Annotated in this window: 13 protein-coding genes; 6 read left to right on the top strand and 7 right to left on the bottom strand. The window is 63.9% G+C overall.

Features of this window, described 5'->3' with window-relative positions:
- Positions 1 to 6: 6 nt before the first annotated feature.
- Positions 7 to 888, top strand: a complete 882-nt coding sequence (bla, locus tag HB675_RS20415) for a class A beta-lactamase (RefSeq protein WP_213880873.1) — start codon at positions 7 to 9, stop codon at positions 886 to 888.
- Between the two features lie 13 nt (positions 889 to 901).
- Here the strand turns inward: bla and HB675_RS20410 are convergent, their stop codons facing one another.
- On the bottom strand, positions 902 to 1981 hold the full coding sequence (locus tag HB675_RS20410) for an alkene reductase (RefSeq protein WP_213880871.1): 1080 nt from the start codon (positions 1979 to 1981) through the stop codon (positions 902 to 904).
- A gap of 134 nt (positions 1982 to 2115) precedes the next feature.
- Here HB675_RS20410 and HB675_RS20405 point away from each other — a divergent pair, with 134 nt between their 5' ends.
- Positions 2116 to 4461 (top strand): DNA polymerase II, encoded by a 2346-nt coding sequence (locus HB675_RS20405; protein WP_213880869.1) that lies wholly within the window; start codon positions 2116 to 2118, stop codon positions 4459 to 4461.
- 101 nt (positions 4462 to 4562) lie between these two features.
- On the opposite strand, the gene HB675_RS20400 is transcribed toward HB675_RS20405, so the two are convergent.
- The 3 genes from HB675_RS20400 to HB675_RS20390 are packed head-to-tail and all read right to left on the bottom strand — an operon-like array spanning position 4563 to position 8401.
- On the bottom strand, positions 4563 to 5867 hold the full coding sequence (locus HB675_RS20400) for a cytochrome c (protein WP_213880867.1): 1305 nt from the start codon (positions 5865 to 5867) through the stop codon (positions 4563 to 4565).
- A 12-nt stretch (positions 5868 to 5879) separates the two neighbouring features.
- Positions 5880 to 7664 carry a GMC family oxidoreductase gene (locus HB675_RS20395; protein WP_213880865.1) on the bottom strand — a complete coding sequence of 595 codons (1785 nt, stop codon included), beginning with the start codon at positions 7662 to 7664 and terminating at the stop codon, positions 5880 to 5882.
- A gap of 2 nt (positions 7665 to 7666) precedes the next feature.
- Positions 7667 to 8401, bottom strand: coding sequence for a gluconate 2-dehydrogenase subunit 3 family protein (locus HB675_RS20390; protein ID WP_213880864.1), 735 nt, complete (start codon positions 8399 to 8401; stop codon positions 7667 to 7669).
- A gap of 277 nt (positions 8402 to 8678) precedes the next feature.
- Between HB675_RS20390 and HB675_RS20385 the strand changes: the two genes are divergently transcribed.
- The 4 genes from HB675_RS20385 (at position 8679) to HB675_RS20370 (ending at position 12477) form a co-directional block, all read left to right on the top strand.
- Positions 8679 to 9563 carry a TauD/TfdA family dioxygenase gene (locus HB675_RS20385; protein WP_213880862.1) on the top strand — a complete coding sequence of 295 codons (885 nt, stop codon included), beginning with the start codon at positions 8679 to 8681 and terminating at the stop codon, positions 9561 to 9563.
- Between the two features lie 10 nt (positions 9564 to 9573).
- Positions 9574 to 10455, top strand: coding sequence for an ABC transporter ATP-binding protein (locus HB675_RS20380; protein WP_213880860.1), 882 nt, complete (start codon positions 9574 to 9576; stop codon positions 10453 to 10455).
- Positions 10456 to 10541: 86 nt separating this feature from the next.
- Positions 10542 to 11399 (top strand): ABC transporter permease, encoded by an 858-nt coding sequence (locus tag HB675_RS20375; protein WP_213880858.1) that lies wholly within the window; start codon positions 10542 to 10544, stop codon positions 11397 to 11399.
- 67 nt (positions 11400 to 11466) lie between these two features.
- A complete protein-coding gene (locus HB675_RS20370) occupies positions 11467 to 12477 on the top strand; it encodes an ABC transporter substrate-binding protein (protein ID WP_213880856.1) in 1011 nt (336 codons plus the stop codon).
- Positions 12478 to 12553: 76 nt separating this feature from the next.
- Here HB675_RS20370 and HB675_RS20365 read toward each other — a convergent pair whose 3' ends face one another.
- The 3 genes from HB675_RS20365 to HB675_RS20355 are packed head-to-tail and all read right to left on the bottom strand — an operon-like array spanning position 12554 to position 18351.
- Complete coding sequence (locus tag HB675_RS20365) at positions 12554 to 13960, bottom strand: efflux transporter outer membrane subunit (protein ID WP_213880854.1); 1407 nt, start codon at positions 13958 to 13960, stop codon at positions 12554 to 12556.
- Positions 13944 to 15128, bottom strand: coding sequence for an efflux RND transporter periplasmic adaptor subunit (locus HB675_RS20360; protein ID WP_213880852.1), 1185 nt, complete (start codon positions 15126 to 15128; stop codon positions 13944 to 13946). Before HB675_RS20360 ends, HB675_RS20365 begins: the two co-directional genes overlap by 17 nt.
- Positions 15118 to 18351, bottom strand: coding sequence for an efflux RND transporter permease subunit (locus tag HB675_RS20355; protein ID WP_213880850.1), 3234 nt, complete (start codon positions 18349 to 18351; stop codon positions 15118 to 15120). The genes HB675_RS20360 and HB675_RS20355 overlap by 11 nt, the downstream gene beginning before the upstream one ends.
- Positions 18352 to 18452: the final 101 nt, after the last annotated feature.

Genomic DNA, 18452 nt, shown 5'->3' with positions numbered 1-18452 from the left:
CTGCCAATGCCTGCTGTACTGCATCGCCGTAGATTTCTGCTGGCCGCTGTTGCTGCGCCGCTGTTCCTGAGCCCACGGTTGTCCCTGGCCACCTCCACTCACCCCCGCGTCGCCTTTGCTGCACTGGAACACCAGTTGCAAGGACGCCTTGGCGTGTTCGCCCTCGACACCGCCAGCGGCGCGACGCTGGGCTATCGCGAGCACGAGCGCTTTGCCTTTTGCAGCACGTTCAAGGCTGCTCTCGGTGGCGCGATCCTGCAGCAAAGCATCGACGACAAGGACCTGCTCGGCCGCCGCGTACCGTACGCCGCAGCGGACATGGTCAACTACTCGCCTATCACCCAACATCATGTGGGCGCAGGCATGACCTGGGCCGAGTTGTGCGCGGCGGCGATTCAGTACAGCGACAACAGCGCCAGCAACCTCTTGCTGCGCCAAGTGGGCGGCCCGCAGGGCCTGACTCGATTTGCCCGTGCCCAGGGCGACAGCACGTTTCGCCTGGACCGCATCGAGACCGGCCTCAACAGTGCCATCCCTGGCGACTTGCGCGACACCAGCACCCCGGCCGCCATGGCCCGGCTGCTGCAACGCCTGACCCTGGGCGACGGCCTGCCGTCCATGCAACGGGCGCAGCTGCTGCAATGGCTGGTGGGCAACACCACCGGGAACCGGCGGATCCGTGCCGGGGTCCCCACCGGTTGGCAGGTGGGCGACAAGACCGGCACGGGCGACTATGCCGCCGCCGGCGACATTGCCGTGGTGATGCCGCCGGGACAGGCGCCCTGGGTCGTGGCGATCTACACCACGCAGCCAGAACGGGAGGCCAAGGCCCGGGAGGAGGTCATTGCCCAGGCCATGGAGGTCGTGGTGCAGGCATGGCACTCCTGAATCGCGCGCAGACCTATTCGCTGGCAGCCGGATAGTCCACATACCCTTCCGGCCCCTGGCTGTACCAGGTCTGCATTACATCCTTGTTCAACGCCAGGCCCTCGGCAAAGCGATGGGGCAGGTCCGGGTTGGCCAAAAACGGACGGCCAAAGGCGATGCCATCGGCTTCGCCCTTGGCCAGCGCGGACTGGGCTTTTTCCAGGGTGTAGTCGGAATTGAGAAACAGCCGGCCACTGAAGGCCTTGCGGATCACCGGATGCACCGGTGGCCGCTCGGCCTTGCCGAAGGTGCCGTCGAAGCCCGGTTCGCGCAGTTCCACGTAGGCGATGCCGATCGTGTCCAGGCCCGCCGCAGCGGCGGCGAACAGGGTGTCCGGGTCGCTGTCGTTGACGCCCTGGGAGTCGCCGTTGGGCGACAGGCGCACCCCGGTCTTGTCCTTGCCCACGGTGTCGGCCACGCGCTGGGTGACTTCCAGCAGCAGGCGGATGCGGTTTTCCACCGAACCGCCATAGGCGTCTTGGCGAAAGTTGCTATTGTCGCGCAGGAACTGGTCGATCAGATAGCCGTTGGCGGCGTGGATCTGCACGCCGTCGAAGCCGGCGGCCATGGCGTTTTTCGCGGCGTGTTCATAGTCGTCGAGCAGGCGCGCAATCTCATCCAGGGTCAGCGGACGGGCCTCGACGTAGTTCTGCTTGCCCTCGTAGGTGTGGGCCGCGCCGGGAGCCGTGGTGGCCGAGGCCGAGACCGGCGTGGCGCCACCGATGAAGCTGGGGTGGACGATGCGGCCCATGTGCCAGAGTTGCAGGTCGATACGCCCGCCTGCCTGGTGAACCGAGTCGGTGACCTGCTTCCACGCCGCCACCTGCTCGTCGTTCCAGATGCCCGGTGCATAGGGCCAGCCCAGGCCTTCGGCGCTGATGCCGGTAGCTTCGGTGATGATCAGGCCGGCACTGGCACGCTGGGTGTAGTACTCGATCATCAGGTCGGTGGGCACGTGCTCGCGGGTCGCGCGGCCGCGGGTCAACGGCGCCATCAGGATACGGTGGGGCAACGACAGGCTGCCAAGGGTCAGGGGATCGAAGAGCGTGGGCATGGGGCGGTTCCTTGGACGGGGGGCGGGTCTCTGAGTGCGACCCGTCAACGCCGGCAAGGTTCCCGTCGTGCCGTGCTGTGCAAGGCTGGGCAGCCCTGTAGAATCCGCCCTTCATTTCTTTTCAGGTAGCCTGCGTGGCGTTATCCCAAGGCTTCGTCCTGACCCGTGACTGGCACGACACGCCGTCGGGCACCGAGCTGGTGTTCTGGCTGGCCACCGATGCCGGGCCGCGGCAGTTGCGCGTTCCGGCCCAGACTTCGGTGGCGTTCATCCCCGCCAGCCAGCGTGCCCAGGCCGAAGCCGTGCTTCGGGGCGAGCGCGATGTGGAGCTGCGCCCGCTGCAATTGCAGGATTTCCGCCATCGCCCGGTGCTGGGGCTGTACTGCCCGCAGCATCGCCAGTTGATGAGCCTCCACACCCGCTTGAAGCAGGCCGGGGTGGACGTCTACGAGGCGGACATTCGCCCGCCCGAGCGCTACATGATGGAGCGCTTCATCACCGCGCCCGTGGCCTTCGCCGGGCCTGATCACAGCGCTCAGCTCAAGCCCGCGCCAGACTATCGGCCCAGCTTGAGGCTGGTCTCCCTGGACATCGAGACCACCGAACGCGGCGAGCTCTATTGCATCGGCCTGCACGGCTGCGGCGAGCGCCAGGTGTACATGCTTGGGCCGCCGAACAATCCTGCAGCGACAGTGGATTTCAAGCTCGATTACTGCGAGGGCCGTGGGCAGTTGCTCGAACGGCTCAATGAGTGGCTGGCGCGCTTTGACCCGGACGCGATCATCGGCTGGAACGTGGTGCAATTCGACCTGCGGGTGCTCCACGAGCACGCCCTGCGCCTGGGCGTGCCGTTGCGTCTGGGGCGTGGTGGGGCAACGATGGAGTGGCGCGAGACCGCCGCCAAGGGCAAGCACTACTTTGCCGGCGCGGCGGGACGCTTGATCATCGACGGTATCGAAGCCTTGCGCTCGGCGACCTGGAGTTTTCCCTCGTTCAGCCTGGAGAACGTCGCCCAGACCCTGCTGGGCGAAGGCAAGGACATCGACGATCCGTACCAGCGCATGGCCTCCATCAACCGCATGTTCGCCGAGGACAAGCCGGCGCTGGCGCGTTACAACCTCAAGGACTGCGAGCTGGTCACGGCGATCTTCGCCAAGACCGAGCTGCTGACCTTTTTGCTGGAGCGGGCCACCGTGACGGGGCTTGCCGCCGACCGCAGCGGCGGCTCGGTGGCGGCGTTTACCCACCGTTACCTGCCGTTGATGCACCGCCAGGGCTTCGTCGCGCCCAATCTCGGCGAGCGCCCGCCGCAGGCCAGCCCTGGCGGCTTTGTCATGGCGTCTGTGCCCGGCCTGTATGAGTCCGTGCTGGTGCTGGACTATAAAAGCTTGTACCCGTCGATCATCCGCAGCTTCCTGATCGACCCGGTGGGGTTGGTGGAAGGCTTGCGCGAACCTGATGACCAGCACTCGGTGGCGGGCTTTCGCGGGGCGCGTTTTTCCCGCGCGCGCCATTGCCTGCCGGGCATCGTCGAGGATGTCTGGGAGGGTCGCGAGACGGCCAAGCGCACCGGCAACAAGCCGTTGTCCCAGGCGCTGAAGATCATCATGAATGCGTTCTATGGGGTGCTGGGTTCCAGCGGCTGCCGCTTTTTCGACACGCGGCTGGCGTCGTCCATCACCTTGCGAGGCCACGAAATCATGGCCCGCACCCGGGCTCTGATCGAGGCCCGGGGCTTCCAGGTGATCTACGGCGACACCGACTCGACCTTTGTCTGGCTGGGGCGGGCCCACGGGCAGATCGAAGCGCAGAGCATCGGCCTGGCACTGGTGGCCCACATCAACCAATGGTGGACGGCCCATCTGCAAGACGAGTACGGGCTGGTCAGCGCCCTGGAGTTGCAGTACGAGACCCATTTCAAACGCTTTCTGATGCCCACTATCCGTGGCGCCGAAGAAGGCAGCAAGAAGCGCTATGCCGGATTGGTGCAACAGGCCGACGGCAGCGACGAGATGGTCTACAAAGGCCTGGAGAGCGTACGCTCGGATTGGTCACCGCTGGCCCGCCGGTTCCAGCAAGAGCTGTACGGACGGATCTTTCGTCGCCAACCCTATCAGGATTACGTGCGCGAGACCGTGCGCGCGACCCTGGCCGGCGAGCTGGACGGCGCACTGGTGTACCGCAAACGCCTGCGCCGGCGCCTGGACGACTACGAACGCAACGTCCCGCCCCACGTGCGCGCCGCGCGGCTGGCCGACGAATACAACGACCGCCAGGGGCGGCCGCGGCAGTATCAGAGTGGTGGATGGATCAGCTACCTGATGACCGTGGCAGGGCCGCAGCCGCTGGAGAATCGACAGGCCGGGATTGATTACGATCACTACATCGGCAAGCAGTTGCAGCCCATTGCGGACGCGATACTGCCGTTTGTACAGGATGATTTCGGGACGTTGATCGGGGGACAGATGGGGTTGTTTTAGCCCTGTGCAGGGCTCATCGCGGGCAACTGCCACGGCGGTCGGCCTGCTCCCGCAGGGTGAACCTGATGTGCGGTTCAACCCTGCGTGGGCAAGTCCCTGCTCTAGCGGTTATGCTCCGTCACCTGCCCCAGATCATCCCCCGATGTGCTCACCTTGGTGGTGCGCAGATTCGCCACCTGCTGCGCCGAAACTGCCGGCCCCTGATTGCCCCAGCTGTCGCGGATGAAGGTCACCACGTCGGCCACTTGCTGGTCCGAGAGGCGCCAGGCGAACGCCGGCATGGTGAAGCTCGAGGGTGCGGTGTGGGTCCCGGCCAGGGTGTTGCCATCGAGCACGATGTGGATCGCCGAGGTGCCGTCCTTGCCTTGCAGCACGGGGTTGCCGGCCAACGCCGGGAACACCCGGGTGTAGCCCTGGCCGTCGGTGCGATGGCAGGCGGCGCAGTTGTCGATGTACACCGAAGCGCCGCGCTTGCTGTCATCGCCCTTGAACAGCGCCTTGGCCACGGTCGCGTCGGCCACTTGCGGGGCGTCGTCGCTGCGGGTCGCCGGCAGGGTCTTGAGGTAGCGGGCGATGGCAGTCAGGTCGGCGTCGCTCATGTACTGCATGCTGTGGTTGACCACGTCGCTCATGCCGCCGAACACCGCGCTGCGGTCGCTGCGGCCAGTCTTGAGAAACTGCACCAGCTGGTCTTCATTCCAACTGCCCAGACCGTCCTGGTGATCGCCCCGCAGGTTCTTGGCGATCCAGCCTTCCAGTGGCGCGCTGCCGGAGAGGAAGGCGGCACCGTCGGCCGGGTTCATGGCTTTTTCCTGCAGGGTGATCGCCCGTGGCGTGTGGCAGGCGCCACAGTGGCCCAGGCCTTCCACCAGGTACGCGCCACGGCTGACCACCGGGTCCTGCTGGGCCGGGGCCTGATAGGCCAGGACCTTGGGTGCGAACATCGCTCGCCAGGCGGCCAGCGGCCAACGCATGTTCAGCGGCCAGGGAATGTCGGTGGCCTTGTTCTCCTGGGCCACTGGCTCGACGCCGTGCATGAAGTAGGCGTAAAGCGCCTGCATGTCGGTGTCGCTGACCGTGGCATAGGAGGGGTAGGGCATGGCCGGGTAGAGGCTCTCGCCGCCCTTGCGCACACCGTGGCGCACGGCCTGGTCGAAGTCGGCGTAGCTGTAGTCGGCAATTCCGGTCTTGTCCGGGGTGATGTTGGTGGAGTAGACCACGCCGATGGGCGTCTGCATGCCCAGGCCACCGGCGAACGGCTTGCCGCCCTTGCTGGTGTGGCAAGCCACGCAGTCACCGGCACGGGCCAGATATTCACCTTGCTTGACCAGCGGGTCGGTGTTTTCGGCGGCCAGCACCGGCAGCGTGAAGGACAGCGCAAGTGCGGCGACAAATAGGTTGTTCATCGTCAGCGCTCCTTAAGCCTGAACCAGCGGGCCGGGGTTTTTCAGGTACTGCTCGCGGATCGCCCGCGCCGACCAGTACGTCAGTGCCGCCACCATGCCGGTGGGGTTGTAGCCCAGTCCTTGCGGGAACGCCGAGGCGCCAGGGACGAATACGTTGTGCACGTCCCAGCTTTGCAGGTAGCGGTTGAGCGCGCTGCGCTTGGGATCGGTGCCCATGATCACGCCGCCGTTGAGGTGGGTGGTCTGGTAGCTGGCGGTGTTGAAGTGTTCGTTGACCTTCTTGCCCAGCAGGGCGATGGACTTGGGGTTCATGGCCTGGGCGACCTTGCTCAGCTTGTCGACCATGAACTGGTTCATCTTGATGTCGTTTTCTTGCCAGTCGAAGGTCATGCGCAGCAGGGGCTGGCCCCAGGCGTCCTTGTAGGTGGGGTCCAGGTCCAGGTAGTTGCCGCGATAGGACTGGTGGGCGCCGTGGGCGTCCATGGACACCTGATGGGTGTAGTACTCGGCGGTGGTCTTCTTCCAGGCGCTGCCCCAGGCCGGCGTGCCCGGTGGGTTGGAGGTGCCGGCGATGGGGCGCGAACCTGCCTGGTTGACCCACATCGGCGAGCCGCCGACGAAACCGTGGGGGCCGTGGTCGAAGTTGTCGGCGTTGAAGTCGTCGAGCGCGACGCCGTTGCCACCCGCACCGATAAAGTTATTGGTGTGGGTGTCCTTGTCGAAGAAGGCCTTGATGGTGGCCATGTTCTGGTAGGCGAAGTTCTTGCCGATCACCCCTTCACCGGTCTTCGGGTCGTAGGGCTGGCCGATGCCCGACAGCAGCATCAGGCGTACGTTGTTGAACTGGAACGCAGCAACAATCACCAGATCGGCCGGTTGCTCCACTTCACGGCCCTGGGCGTCGACGTAGGTGACCCCGGTGGCCAGCTTCTTGTCGCCGGTCAGGTTGACCCGCAGCACATGGGCGTTGGCGCGCAGCTCGAAATTCGGCACTTGGCGCAACGCCGGCAGAATGTTCACGTTGGGCGAGGCCTTGGAATACATGTAGCAGACGTAGCCGCTGCAGAATCCACAAAAGTTGCACGGGCCCATCTGCGCCCCATAGGGGTTGGTGTAGGGCCCCGAAGTGTTGGCCGACGGCAGGTTGTACGGTTTGTAGCCGACTTCCAGCGCGGCCTTCTGGAACAGCTGGGCCGACACGGTGTTCTTCTGCGACACCAGCGGGAAGGCATTGGAGCGATCCGGCGCGTAGGGGTTGCCGCCCTTGCCCTGGCCGACCAGCTGACCTTTCACTGTCCAGGCCTGACCCGAGGTGCCGAAGACTTTTTCGGCGAAATCGAAATAGGGTTCCAGCTCTTCATAGCTGACGCCGAAGTCCTGGATGGTCATGTCCTTGGGGATGAAGTTCTTGCCATAGCGCTCTTCATAGTGGCTGCGCATGCGCAGCTCGATGGGGTCGACCCGGAAGTGGCAGCCCGACCAGTGCAGGCCGGCACCGCCCACGCCCTTGCCGGGCAGGAAGGCGCCCAGTTGCCGGTTGGGCAGGGCCACATCATTGACACTGTGGCGGATGGTCACGGTTTCCTTGGACACATCGACGAACAGCTTTTTACGCACGCTGTAGGTCAGCTCGTCGATGACCTGCGGGTAGTTGCCGTCCGGGTAGGTGTCCTGCATCGGACCGCGCTCCAGTGCCACCACGTTGAGGCCCGCCTCGGTGAGCTCCTTGGCCATGATCGCGCCGGTCCAGCCAAAGCCGATGATCACTGCATCGACCTTCTTCATTACAGTTGCCATGCTCAAGCTCTCTCGCCACGAATGGACACGGCCGGGAAGGGGTACGCTTCGTCGCGTTCCACCCAGTCCATGAAGTCGGCGCGTGCGCCAGGGAAGCCGATCTGGGTCCAGCCGACCATGTTCTTGTTGCCGCCATGGATGGGGTCGCAGAAAAACCCTTCCTTGGTGTTCTGCAGCAGCAGGGAGAAGAAGGCGTTGTCCGGGACGCTGTCCAGATGCCGCTTGCCAGCCTCCAATTCCCCGAGAATATGGTCGCGGGTCGCGATGTCCTGGTCAGCAAAGACTTTGCCCGACTGGGCTATGCACTGTGCATTCAGTGCGGCGATGCCCAGACGATAAATCTGCTGCACCGAGAGTTGCAGCTGATAACCCATCTCCGGCTTGGCGTCGGTGGCGAACGGGCCTTGCATGTACCACTGGGCTCCAGTGGCGTACGGGGTGTTCATCTGCCGGTCGATGTACTCGGCAGCGCCGGCTTCCAGCGCTCCCGGGCCCAAATCGTCGGCCGGAATCAAGCGCGCGACCGCCGCCTGCACGAACGCCCATTCCTCGGCGGTGAACCAGGTGGGGTGGTAGTTATCGCTCGGCGGATTCTTCGGCACGGGCGCGGCCTGGGCAGCCGGCGCCGACAGGGCGCTCATGCCCAGGCTGGTACTGGCTACCGTGACCACGGGAATAAGGGTCAGGGTCTTGCGCAGAAAGTCACGGCGCGGGTTGTCTTGGTCGGATTCGGACATGGGCGGTTCCTGATCGGGCGGTGCGCCGGGTTATGGCTGAAACGAAATTTTCGAGTGGAGCATAGTGGGGTGTGACGAAATGCCACTAGGGCGGGGCAATGTAGCGATTTATGTAACAAATTGAAACCGGTTTCATTGCGCCGGCGCGGGCACTGCTTGCCCGGCAATTGTTTCAGTACTAACCATATGCCATAACGATATTTAAATTCTTCGTCTTATATCGTTACAGTCCGCGCCATTACCCCCCTCGTACTCCATAGCCAGAGTCGGAGCCGATATGCCTGCCACTTCCCTTGCCCAGCCAGCTTCCCAGTCCTTCGACGTGCGCCCGCTCCAGGGCCTGGTAGGGGCCGAGATCGTCGGACTGGACTTGAGCCAGCCGCTCAACGACGCCGATTTCGCCCGCGTGCACCGGGCGCACCTGGACCATCATCTGGTGGTGTTCCGCGACCAGCACATCACCCCGCAACAGCAGATCGACTTCAGCCGCCGCTTCGGCGTGCTGCAGATCCACGTGCTCAAGCAATTCCTGCTGGCCGGCCACCCGGAAATTCTCATCGTCTCCAACATCGTCGAGAACGGCCAGCCGGTCGGTCTGGGCGATGCCGGCAAATACTGGCATTCGGACCTGTCCTATAAAGAGCTGCCCAGCCTGGGCTCGATGCTCTATGCCCAGGAGCTGCCGAGCGAAGGCGGAGACACCCTGTTCGCCGACATGCACAGGGCCTGGGACACCCTGCCCGCGCACCTGCGTGCAGCGGTCGAAGGCAAGCAGTCGGTGCATTCCTATACCGCGCGCTACAGCGACACTCAGGCGGCCGTCAACTGGCGCCCCAACCTGACCGCCGAGCAACTGGCCCAAGTGGTCACCGTGACCCACCCGGTGGTGCGCACCCACCCGGAAAACGGCCGCAAGGCGCTGTTCGTCAGCGAAGGCTTTACCACCCACATCGTCGGCCTGCCGGAAGACGAAAGTCGCGACCTGCTGGCACAGATCCATGCCCACAGCGTGTTGCCGGAAAACGTCCATCGCCATCAATGGCAAGCCCATGACATGGTCTTCTGGGACAACCGTTCGCTGATTCACTTGGCGGCCGGCTGTCCGGACCACCTGCGTCGCAAGCTGCACCGCACCACCATTCAGGGTGATGCGCCGTTTTGAGGAGTGTGCAATGAACGCTGTTGTGCAAGGCCACACGGCCAGCCAGCCCCTGACTACACCGCAGGACTCACCGCCAACCGCGGATGCCCTGTTGCAAGTCCAGAACGTCAGCCTCGAATACCGCACCCCCGAGCGCGTGGTGCGGGCGACCCATCAGGTCAGTTTCGAGGTGGACCGTTCCGACCGTTTCGTCCTGCTCGGCCCCTCGGGCTGCGGCAAGTCGACCCTGCTTAAGGCTGTGGCCGGCTTCATCAAGCCCAGCGCCGGGGAAATGCGCCTGGGCGGTCAGTTGATCAACGAGCCTGGCCCGGACCGCATAGTGGTGTTTCAGGAGTTCGACCAACTGCCGGCCTGGAAGACCGTACTGGAAAACGTCATGTTCCCGCTGCTGGCCTCGCGCACTCTCAAGCGTCCTGAGGCCGAGGAGCGGGCGCGGCATTACCTGGACAAAGTCGGCTTGAGCGCTTTTGCCAAGGCCTACCCCCATACTTTGTCCGGTGGCATGAAGGCGCGGGTGGCGATCGCCCGCGCACTGGCCATGCAGCCCAGGATCCTGTTGATGGACGAGCCGTTCGCCGCCCTCGACGCCCTGACCCGGCGCAAGATGCAAGAGGAGTTGCTGGAACTGTGGGATGAAGTGCGCTTCACCCTGCTGTTCGTCACGCACTCCATCGAAGAAGCGCTGGTGGTGGGCAACCGCATCCTGCTGTTGTCGCCACATCCGGGGCGCGTGCGCGCGGAAATCAACAGCCACCAATACGACCTCAAGAGCCTGGGCGGCGCGCAATTTCAGGCCAGTGCCCAGCGCATCCATCGGTTGTTGTTCGACGAAGGCGACGCCCCGGTCGAGGAAAAACCCGTGGATTTCGGCAGCATTCGCATCGCTTACTAAGCACACCGAGCGTGCAGGACCCCGCTGACTCGGGAACGGCGACGTTCCCGAGTCAGCGGGGTCCTGCAGCGCCGGGGAGAACCTACATGAACACCCTCCGCAAAGAATACGAAGTGGCCCTGGAGCCCTTCACCCAATCAGAGCTGGCGCGCAGCTTGTCGCTGCGCCAGCGCATCTGGCAGCAGGGCTGGATACGCAAGAGCATGATCCTCATCGTGCTCGCCGTGCTCTGGGAGGTGGCCGCGCGCATCCAGAACAATGACCTGCTGCTGCCCAGCTTCCTGGAAACCGCCCACGCCTTCATCGACGGCATCGCCAGCGGCGAATTGCTGACCAAGGTCTGGATCTCCCTGACGGTACTGATCAAGGGTTACCTGATCGGCATCGTGCTGGCGTTCGGCTTGACCACGCTTGCCGTGTCCACCCAGCTGGGCCGCGACCTGCTGAGCACCCTGACCGCCATGTTCAACCCGCTGCCGGCCATCGCCCTGCTGCCGCTGTCCTTGCTGTGGTTCGGGTTGGGCGACAACAGCCTGATCTTCGTGCTGGTGCATTCGGTGCTGTGGGCCTTGGCCTTGAACACTTACTCGGGTTTTCTCGCCGTGTCGGAGACCCAGCGCATGGCCGGGCGCAACTATGGCCTGCGCGGCCTGCGTTTCGTCTGGTACATCCTGATTCCGGCGGCGCTGCCGTCGATTCTGGCCGGCCTGAAAATCGGCTGGGCTTTTGCGTGGCGCACGTTGATTGCCGCCGAACTGGTGTTCGGCGCCTCGTCGGGCAAAGGCGGGCTGGGCTGGTATATTTTCCAGAACCGCAACGAGCTGTACACCGACAAGGTGTTTGCCGGGTTGGCGGCGGTGATCATCATCGGCTTGCTGGTGGAGAATCTGCTGTTCGCCACCATCGAACGTGTGACCATCAAGCGCTGGGGCATGCTGCGCTGAGTCTTTCTCGAATTTTAAACAACATTAAATACCGTTCATAACTAACTGAATAATATCGAGAAAGATCATGTTGAAAGTACCCAAACTCTCTCTGCTCGCCGGTCTGGTGGCCGCCGTCATCGGCACCGGTGCCCAGGCCGAAGGCAAGATCAGCATCGCTCAGCAGTTCGGTATCGGCTACCTGATTCTTGACGTGGTGCGCGACCAGCACCTGATCGAGAAACACGGCCTGGCCGAAGGGCTTGACATCAAGGTGGACTGGAACAGCATCTCCGGCGCCACCGCCATGAACGAAGCGCTGCTGGCCGGCGCCCTCGACGTGGTCTCGGCCGGCGTGCCGCCCATGTTGACCCTGTGGGACCGCACCAAGGGCCGGCAGAACGTCAAGGCCATTGCGTCTCTGGGCTCGATGCCCAACTACCTGTTGAGCAACAAGCCCGAGGTCAAGACCCTCAAGGACTTCACCCCGGCCGACCGCATTGCGGTGCCGGCCGCAGGGGTGGGGTTCCAGTCACGGACCTTGCAGATCGAGACCGCCAAGGAGTTCGGCAACGATCAGTTCAAGCGCTTCGACGACTACTCGGTGAGCCTGCCGCACCCGGACGCGGCGTCGGCATTGATTGCCGGCGGTTCGGAAATCAACGCGCATTTCTCCAGCCCGCCGTTCCAGTACCAGGAACTGGAAAACCCCAAGGTGCACAAGGTGCTCAGCTCCTATGACATCCTCGGCGGTCCGGCGACCTTCAACGTGCTCTACACCACGCAGAAATTCCACGACGACAACCCCAAGACCTACAAGGCGTTCTATGACGCCCTGGCCGAAGCCGCGCAGATCATCAAGGCCGACAAGGCCGACAAGGCCGCAGCCGCCAAGACCTATATCCGCGTCGAGCAGTCGAAGTTGAGCGAGGATTTTGTCGAGAAGATCGTCAAGGACCCCGAAATCGATTTCACCGTAGTGCCCCAGCGCACCTTCATCTATGCCGAGAAATTGCAGGAATTGGGCGTGTTGAAGAACAAGGCGGGGAGCTGGAAGGATTATTTCTTTGAAGAGGCTCACGGCGGGGATGGGAGCTGATCATTCGCTCATGATTGCGCCCTGATCACGCCCCCCTGCAGGCCCGAGCAAGCTCGGTCCTGCAGTGATTTGAATATCAACTCCTCGACCACCCTCCACCCAACGCCACCACCAGCCCGGCACTGGCCTGCAAGCGGCGGGTCTGCACGTCCTGCAGCAAGCGTTGCGCATTCAATGCCGCGGTCTGTGCGGTGACCACATCCAGGTAGTTCACGGCGCCCGCCTGGTAGCTGTTCATGGCCAGGGTCTGGCTCTGGGTCGCAGCGTCCACGGCGGCTTGCTGGTCGGCGGCTTCGCGTTCCAGGTCGCTCAGTTGCGACAGGTTGTCCTCCACTTCACGCACGGCCTTGAGCACTTGCCCACGGTAATGGGCGCTGGCTTCGTCGAACTCGGCCATGGCCTGGTGCTTGGCGCCTTCCAGCCGGCCGCCGGTGAAGATCGGCAGGTTGACCAGCGGGCCGATGGCCCAGAGGCGGTTGCTCGCCGCCAGCACGCTGCCCACACCCGACGTCTGCCCGCCGATCATGCCGCTGAGGCTGAAGTCTGGATAGAAGGCCGCTTTCGCCACGCCGATGTTGGCGTTGGCGGCAAACACCCGGCGCTCGGCGGCGGCGATGTCGGGACGGCGCTGGAGCAGGATACTTGGCAGTTGGGCGGGGACAGCGGGCACCTTGAGGGTCTCGTCCACCACCGCGAGGTGGAAGGTCGAGGCCGGCTGGCCCACCAGCTCACCAATGGCGTGCTCGGTGAGGTGGCGTTGCGCGGTCACGTCATCCAGTTGCGCCTGGGCCTGGGCCAGTTGGCTTTGCGCCCGGGTCAGGTCCAGTTCGCTGGAGATCTGGCCCTTGTAGCGGTCGCTGGTCAGTGACAAGGCCTGCTGATAGTCGCCCAGCGAATCCTTGAGAATGCGCTGCTGGGCGTCCAGACCATTGAGTTGCAGGTACAACCCGGTCAGCTGCTTCTGCAAGCTCAGGCGTGCCACTTCCAGGTCGTCGCCGGAGGCCTGCGCCTGGGCATCGCCAGCCGCGGCCTGGTTGCGCAGGCGCCCCCACAGGTCAAGGTCGAAGTCCAGGTTGAAACCCAGGGTGTTGGCGTTGTAGACGTCGGTCTGGCCAGTGCCGCGCAGCGGCCGGGTGTCCGACTGGCGCTGGCGGATGGTGCTGGCGCTGGCGCCGATCTGCGGCATTTCACTGCCATGCAACTGGCTGGCATAGGCTTGGGCCGCATCGAAATGCGCCAGGGCCGCGGCCAGGTCCGGGTTGGCCTGGGTCAGCTGGTCTTGCAGCTGGTTCAGCCGTGGGTCGTTGTACAGTGTCCACCAGTTCGTCGGCAGCTTGTCCGCCGGCTGGGCCGCTTGCCACGGCCCACCCTGATCGAAGTGCGTGGGCAGGGCGATGGGCGGCGTGTGATAGGTGGGGGCCAGCGAGCAACCTTCCAGGCCCAGCAACAGCAGCAACGTCAGACGATTAAGCTTTAGGGGCATGCTGGCCTCCTGCTTCGGCCAGTTTCACCGGGTCGCCTTCGCGCAGGGCATCAGGCGGGTTGTCGATCACGCGGTCGGTCGCCGTCAGGCCCTGATCGATGAACAGCGTTGCGCCCAGGTCCATGGAGATGTGGATATCGCGCAGGTGCACGTGATTGTCCTTGTCGATCACCGCCACTTGAGTACCTTGAGCCCGAAAGATCATGGCGCTGGACGGGATGCTGACACCTTGAGCACCTGGCGGGATCGACAGGGTGGCTTCGGCGTAGTCGCCAGGCATCAGGGTGTCGTCCGGGTTTTTCACCACAAACTGCGCGAGCAGGGTGCCGGAACGCATATCCACGGCGGTGGAGTTGCCCACCAGTTGCCCTTCGTACTGCTTGCCGGGGTGCTCAGGCACAGTGAGTTTCACCGTCATGCCCGCGTGGATCACGGCGGCATAGTTCTGCGGCACCGGCACGTACAGGCGCAATTGGTGGGTGTCGGACACGGTAAACAGCTCGGTGGCCGAGCCGCTGTCGGCCTTGATCAGCGCGCCGACGTCGGTGTTGCGCGCGGTGACGGTGCCGTCGAACGGGGCGCGCAGGGTCTTGTAGTTGGTCAAGTCCAGCAAACGTGCGTAGTCGGCCTGGGCCGCTTCCACGGTGGCGCGGGCGGCGGCGGCGGCAGCCGATTTCTCGTCCACCTCCTGACGCGACACCGAGTGCCCGTTCAGCAGGTTCTGCCAGCGCGTGGCGCTGGTCTCGGCCAGGCGCGCATCCGCTTGTTCCTGGACCAGCCGAGCGTGGGCCTGGGCCAGTTGCTGGTCCAGGTCCGGGCTGTCGATCTGGGCCAGTACTTGCCCTGCGACCACGTGGGTGCCGATGTCGGTCTTCCAGTCTTTCAGGTAACCGCTGACCCGGGCATTGATGGCCGCCTGGCTCCAGGCCTGCAAGTGCGCCGGCAAGGTCAGGACGCCGGCCTTGTTGTCGGTGCTGGGTTTGAACACGCTGACGATGGGCAAGGCTTGCGATTCGGTCCAATGGGTCACGGCGTGGGCCTGGCGGCTGCGCACCGCCAGCCCGCTGGCCACCAGCACGGCGGCCAGAGTAAGCCCGCTGACGCCCAGCAGCATGAGGCGCTTGCGCGACGGAGTGCGTTGCCCGGTAGGGAGGGTTTCAGAGGACATGTTTTTCTTCCATTGAGGTGTTGGTTTCGGTGCTGAGTGCTTCTTTGCGACCGTGCACAAGGCTGAAGACCACCGGGACGAACAGCAGCGTGGCGGTGGTCGCGAGGATCAGGCCGCCGATCACGGCACGGCCCAGCGGTGCGTTCTGCTCCTGGGAAATGGCCAGCGGCAGCATGCCGATGATCATCGCCAGTGCGGTCATGCACACCGGACGGAACCGGGTGTAGCCGGCTTCCAATGCCGATTGCAGCGCGTTGCCATGTTCGGCCAGCCGTTCGCGGCAGAAGCTCACCACCAGAATCGAGTTGGCAGTCGCCACACCCATGCAGAGGATGGCCCCCGTCAACGCCGGTACCGATAGCGAGGTGCCCGTCAGGAACAGGATCCACACGATGCCCGCCAATGCCGCCGGCAGGGCCGTGATGATCACGAACGGGTCGAGCCAGGACTGGAAGTTGACCACGATCAGCAGGTAGATCAGCACCACCGCACCCAGCAGGCCGATGGACAGACCGCTGAACGCTTCATGCAGAGCATCGATCTGACCGTGCAGGGTGATCAATGCGCCTTTTGGTCGCAGGTTGGCGGTGTCATCGATGGCTTTCTGGATGTCCTTGGCCACCGAGCCCAGGTCACGCCCTTGTACGGCAGCGTAGATGTCCAGGGTCGGGGTGATGTTGTAGTGGGTCACCACGGCCGGTGTTTGCTCACGGTGGAAGGTCGCGATACCGCCCAGCACCACCGATTGCCCGGCGCTGCCGGTCACCGGCAGGGATTCGAGCTCAGGCAGGCTGTCCAGGCGGTACTGCGGGGTCGCGGCCACAATGCTGTAGCTCACGCCGTTGGACGGGTTGAGCCAGAAGGTCGGCGCCACCTGCGAGGTACCGGCCAGGGAGGCCACCATGCTGTTGGTCACGTCACGTTCGGAGATACCCAGACCGGCAGCACGCTCGCGGTCGACATCCACACGCAGGGTCGGATAACCCGGAGGCTGCTGCAGACGCAGGTCAGCCACGCCGGACACGTGCTGCAGACGGCGCATCAGCATCGACACGTATTTGCGGTTTTCAGCGTCGTTGGGGCCAGAGACCTTCACGTCCAGCGGGGCAGGGGCACCGAAGTTGAGGATCTGCGTGCTGATGTCCGCTGGTAGGAAGGCGAAGCTGGTGCCGGGGAACGACTCGGGCAGCACTTCACGCAGGCGTTTGACGTAGTCGGCGGTCGGTGCATGGCCCGGCTTGAGGGCGACCGAGATGTCACCGTCTTCAGGGCCGATGGTGCCGCTGGCGCTGTAGGCCATGTCGATACCGCTCAACGGGATACCGACGTTGTCGATGACCGTGTCCAGCTCGTTGGGCGGGACGATTTCACGAATGCGCGACTCGATGCGGTCGAACGCCGAGGCGCTTTCCTCGATGCGCGTACCCAGTGGCAGACGCACGTGGATGGACATGGCGCCAGCATCGGTGGCCGGAAAGAAGTCCTCACCCAGGGTCGGCAGCAGGGCGAACGAGGCGATCACACAGGCGAGGAAACCGACGAGGAACTTCTTGCGGTTGCCCAAGGCCAGGGTCAGCAGGCCGTGGTAAACATCACGGATGCCGTCGAATCTGGCTTCAAAGCCACGCTGGAAACGGATCAGGCCACGGGCCACGACGTTGTGCTTGGGCCTGTGCTGGTCGCCTTGATGGTGATTGAGCAGGGGGTTTTCCGGGTGCGTGCCTTCGCCGCCTTCCACCACATGGGGCTTGAGCAGGAACATGGCCAGGGTCGGTACCAGGGTCCGCGACAGGATGAACGAACTGGCCATGGCGAAGATCACCGCCAGGGCCATCGGACGGAACAGGTAGCCGGCGATGCCGTTGAGCATGAACATCGGCACGAACACGATGCAGATACACAGCAGGGACACGAAGGCCGGGCCGACGATCTGCTTGGCGCCGTCGAGAATGGCGTCTTTGACCTGCTTGCCTTGTTCAAGGTGCCAGTTGATGTTCTCGATGGTCACCGTGGCATCGTCCACAAGAATACCGACGGCCAGCGCCAGCCCCCCGAGGGTCATGACGTTGAGGGTTTGCCCTGTGATCGAGAGCAGGGTGATGGCACTCAGCACCGCCAGCGGGATGGACGCGGCGATGATGATGGTCGAGCGCCAGCTGCCGAGGAACATCAGGATCATCACACTGGTCAACAGGGCGGCGATGATCCCTTCGCGGGCCACGCTGCCTACCGCTTCCTTCACGAAGCTGGACGCATCACCGAGGAACGAGGTCTTCAGGCTGGGCGGCAGGGTCTCGTAGATGCGTGGGAACATGTTGCGCACGTTGTTGACGATGTCGATGGTCGACAGGTTGCCGTTTTTCATCGCCGGCATCATGACGGCGCGACGGCCGTCCACCCGCACGATGTTGGTCTGGGGCGGCGAACCGTCACGCACGTGGGCCACCTGGCCAATGGTGATGACCGCGCCATTGACCGTCTTGATCGGCAGATTGTTCAGCTGGTCGACCACTTCCGGGCTGTTGTTGAGCAGGATGGTGTATTCATCGGTGCCCAGTTTTGCGGTGCCCACGGGAATGATCTGGTCCTGGGCGGCCAGCGCGTTACCCACGTCCTGGGCCGAGAGGCCTTTGGCGGCCAGTGCCTGCGGGTCGAGGTCAAGGGTGATCTGGCGCTGCTTGCCGCCCATGGGGGTCGGCAGCGACAGGCCGGCAATCGAGGTCAGGGGCAGACGGATGTTGTTCTGCACCAGGTCGCGGATCTTGGCTTCCGACAGCGTCGGGCTGGAGAACGCCATCTGCAGGATCGGCACCGTCGAGGCGCTGTAGTTGAGGATCAGCGGCGGGGTGATACCGGCGGGCATCTGCTTGAGTACGGTCTGTGACAGCGCCGTTACTTGCGCGTTGGCGGTACGGATGTCCACCCCCGGCTGAAAGAAGATCTTCACGATACCCATGCCCGGCAACGATTGCGATTCGATGTGCTCGATGTCGTTGACTGTGGTACTGAGCGACCGCTCGTAGGTGTAGATCACCCGTCCAGCCATGTCGTTGGGCGAAAGACCAGCGTACTGCCAAACCACGGCAACCACGGGAATGCCGATGTTGGGGAACACATCGGTCGGGGTCTTGACGGCGGCCATGGGGCCGACAATCAAGATGAATATCGCCAGCACGATGAACGTGTAAGGCTTTAGCAATGCGGTCTTCACCAGCCCGAGCATGCAGTTTCTCCAAGAGTTTGCGGATGCCCGGAGTCTTGCCTGAAACGGTTAACAGAATCCTTTCGCCAAGATGAAGTTTGTTTTAGCGCGAAGATTAGATT

The sequence above is a fragment of the Pseudomonas sp. dw_358 genome (genome assembly GCF_018449655.1).
GTDB lineage: Bacteria > Pseudomonadota > Gammaproteobacteria > Pseudomonadales > Pseudomonadaceae > Aquipseudomonas.
Note: the sequence above shows the minus strand (reverse complement) of the source record. Positions and strands in the feature narration are given on the sequence as shown.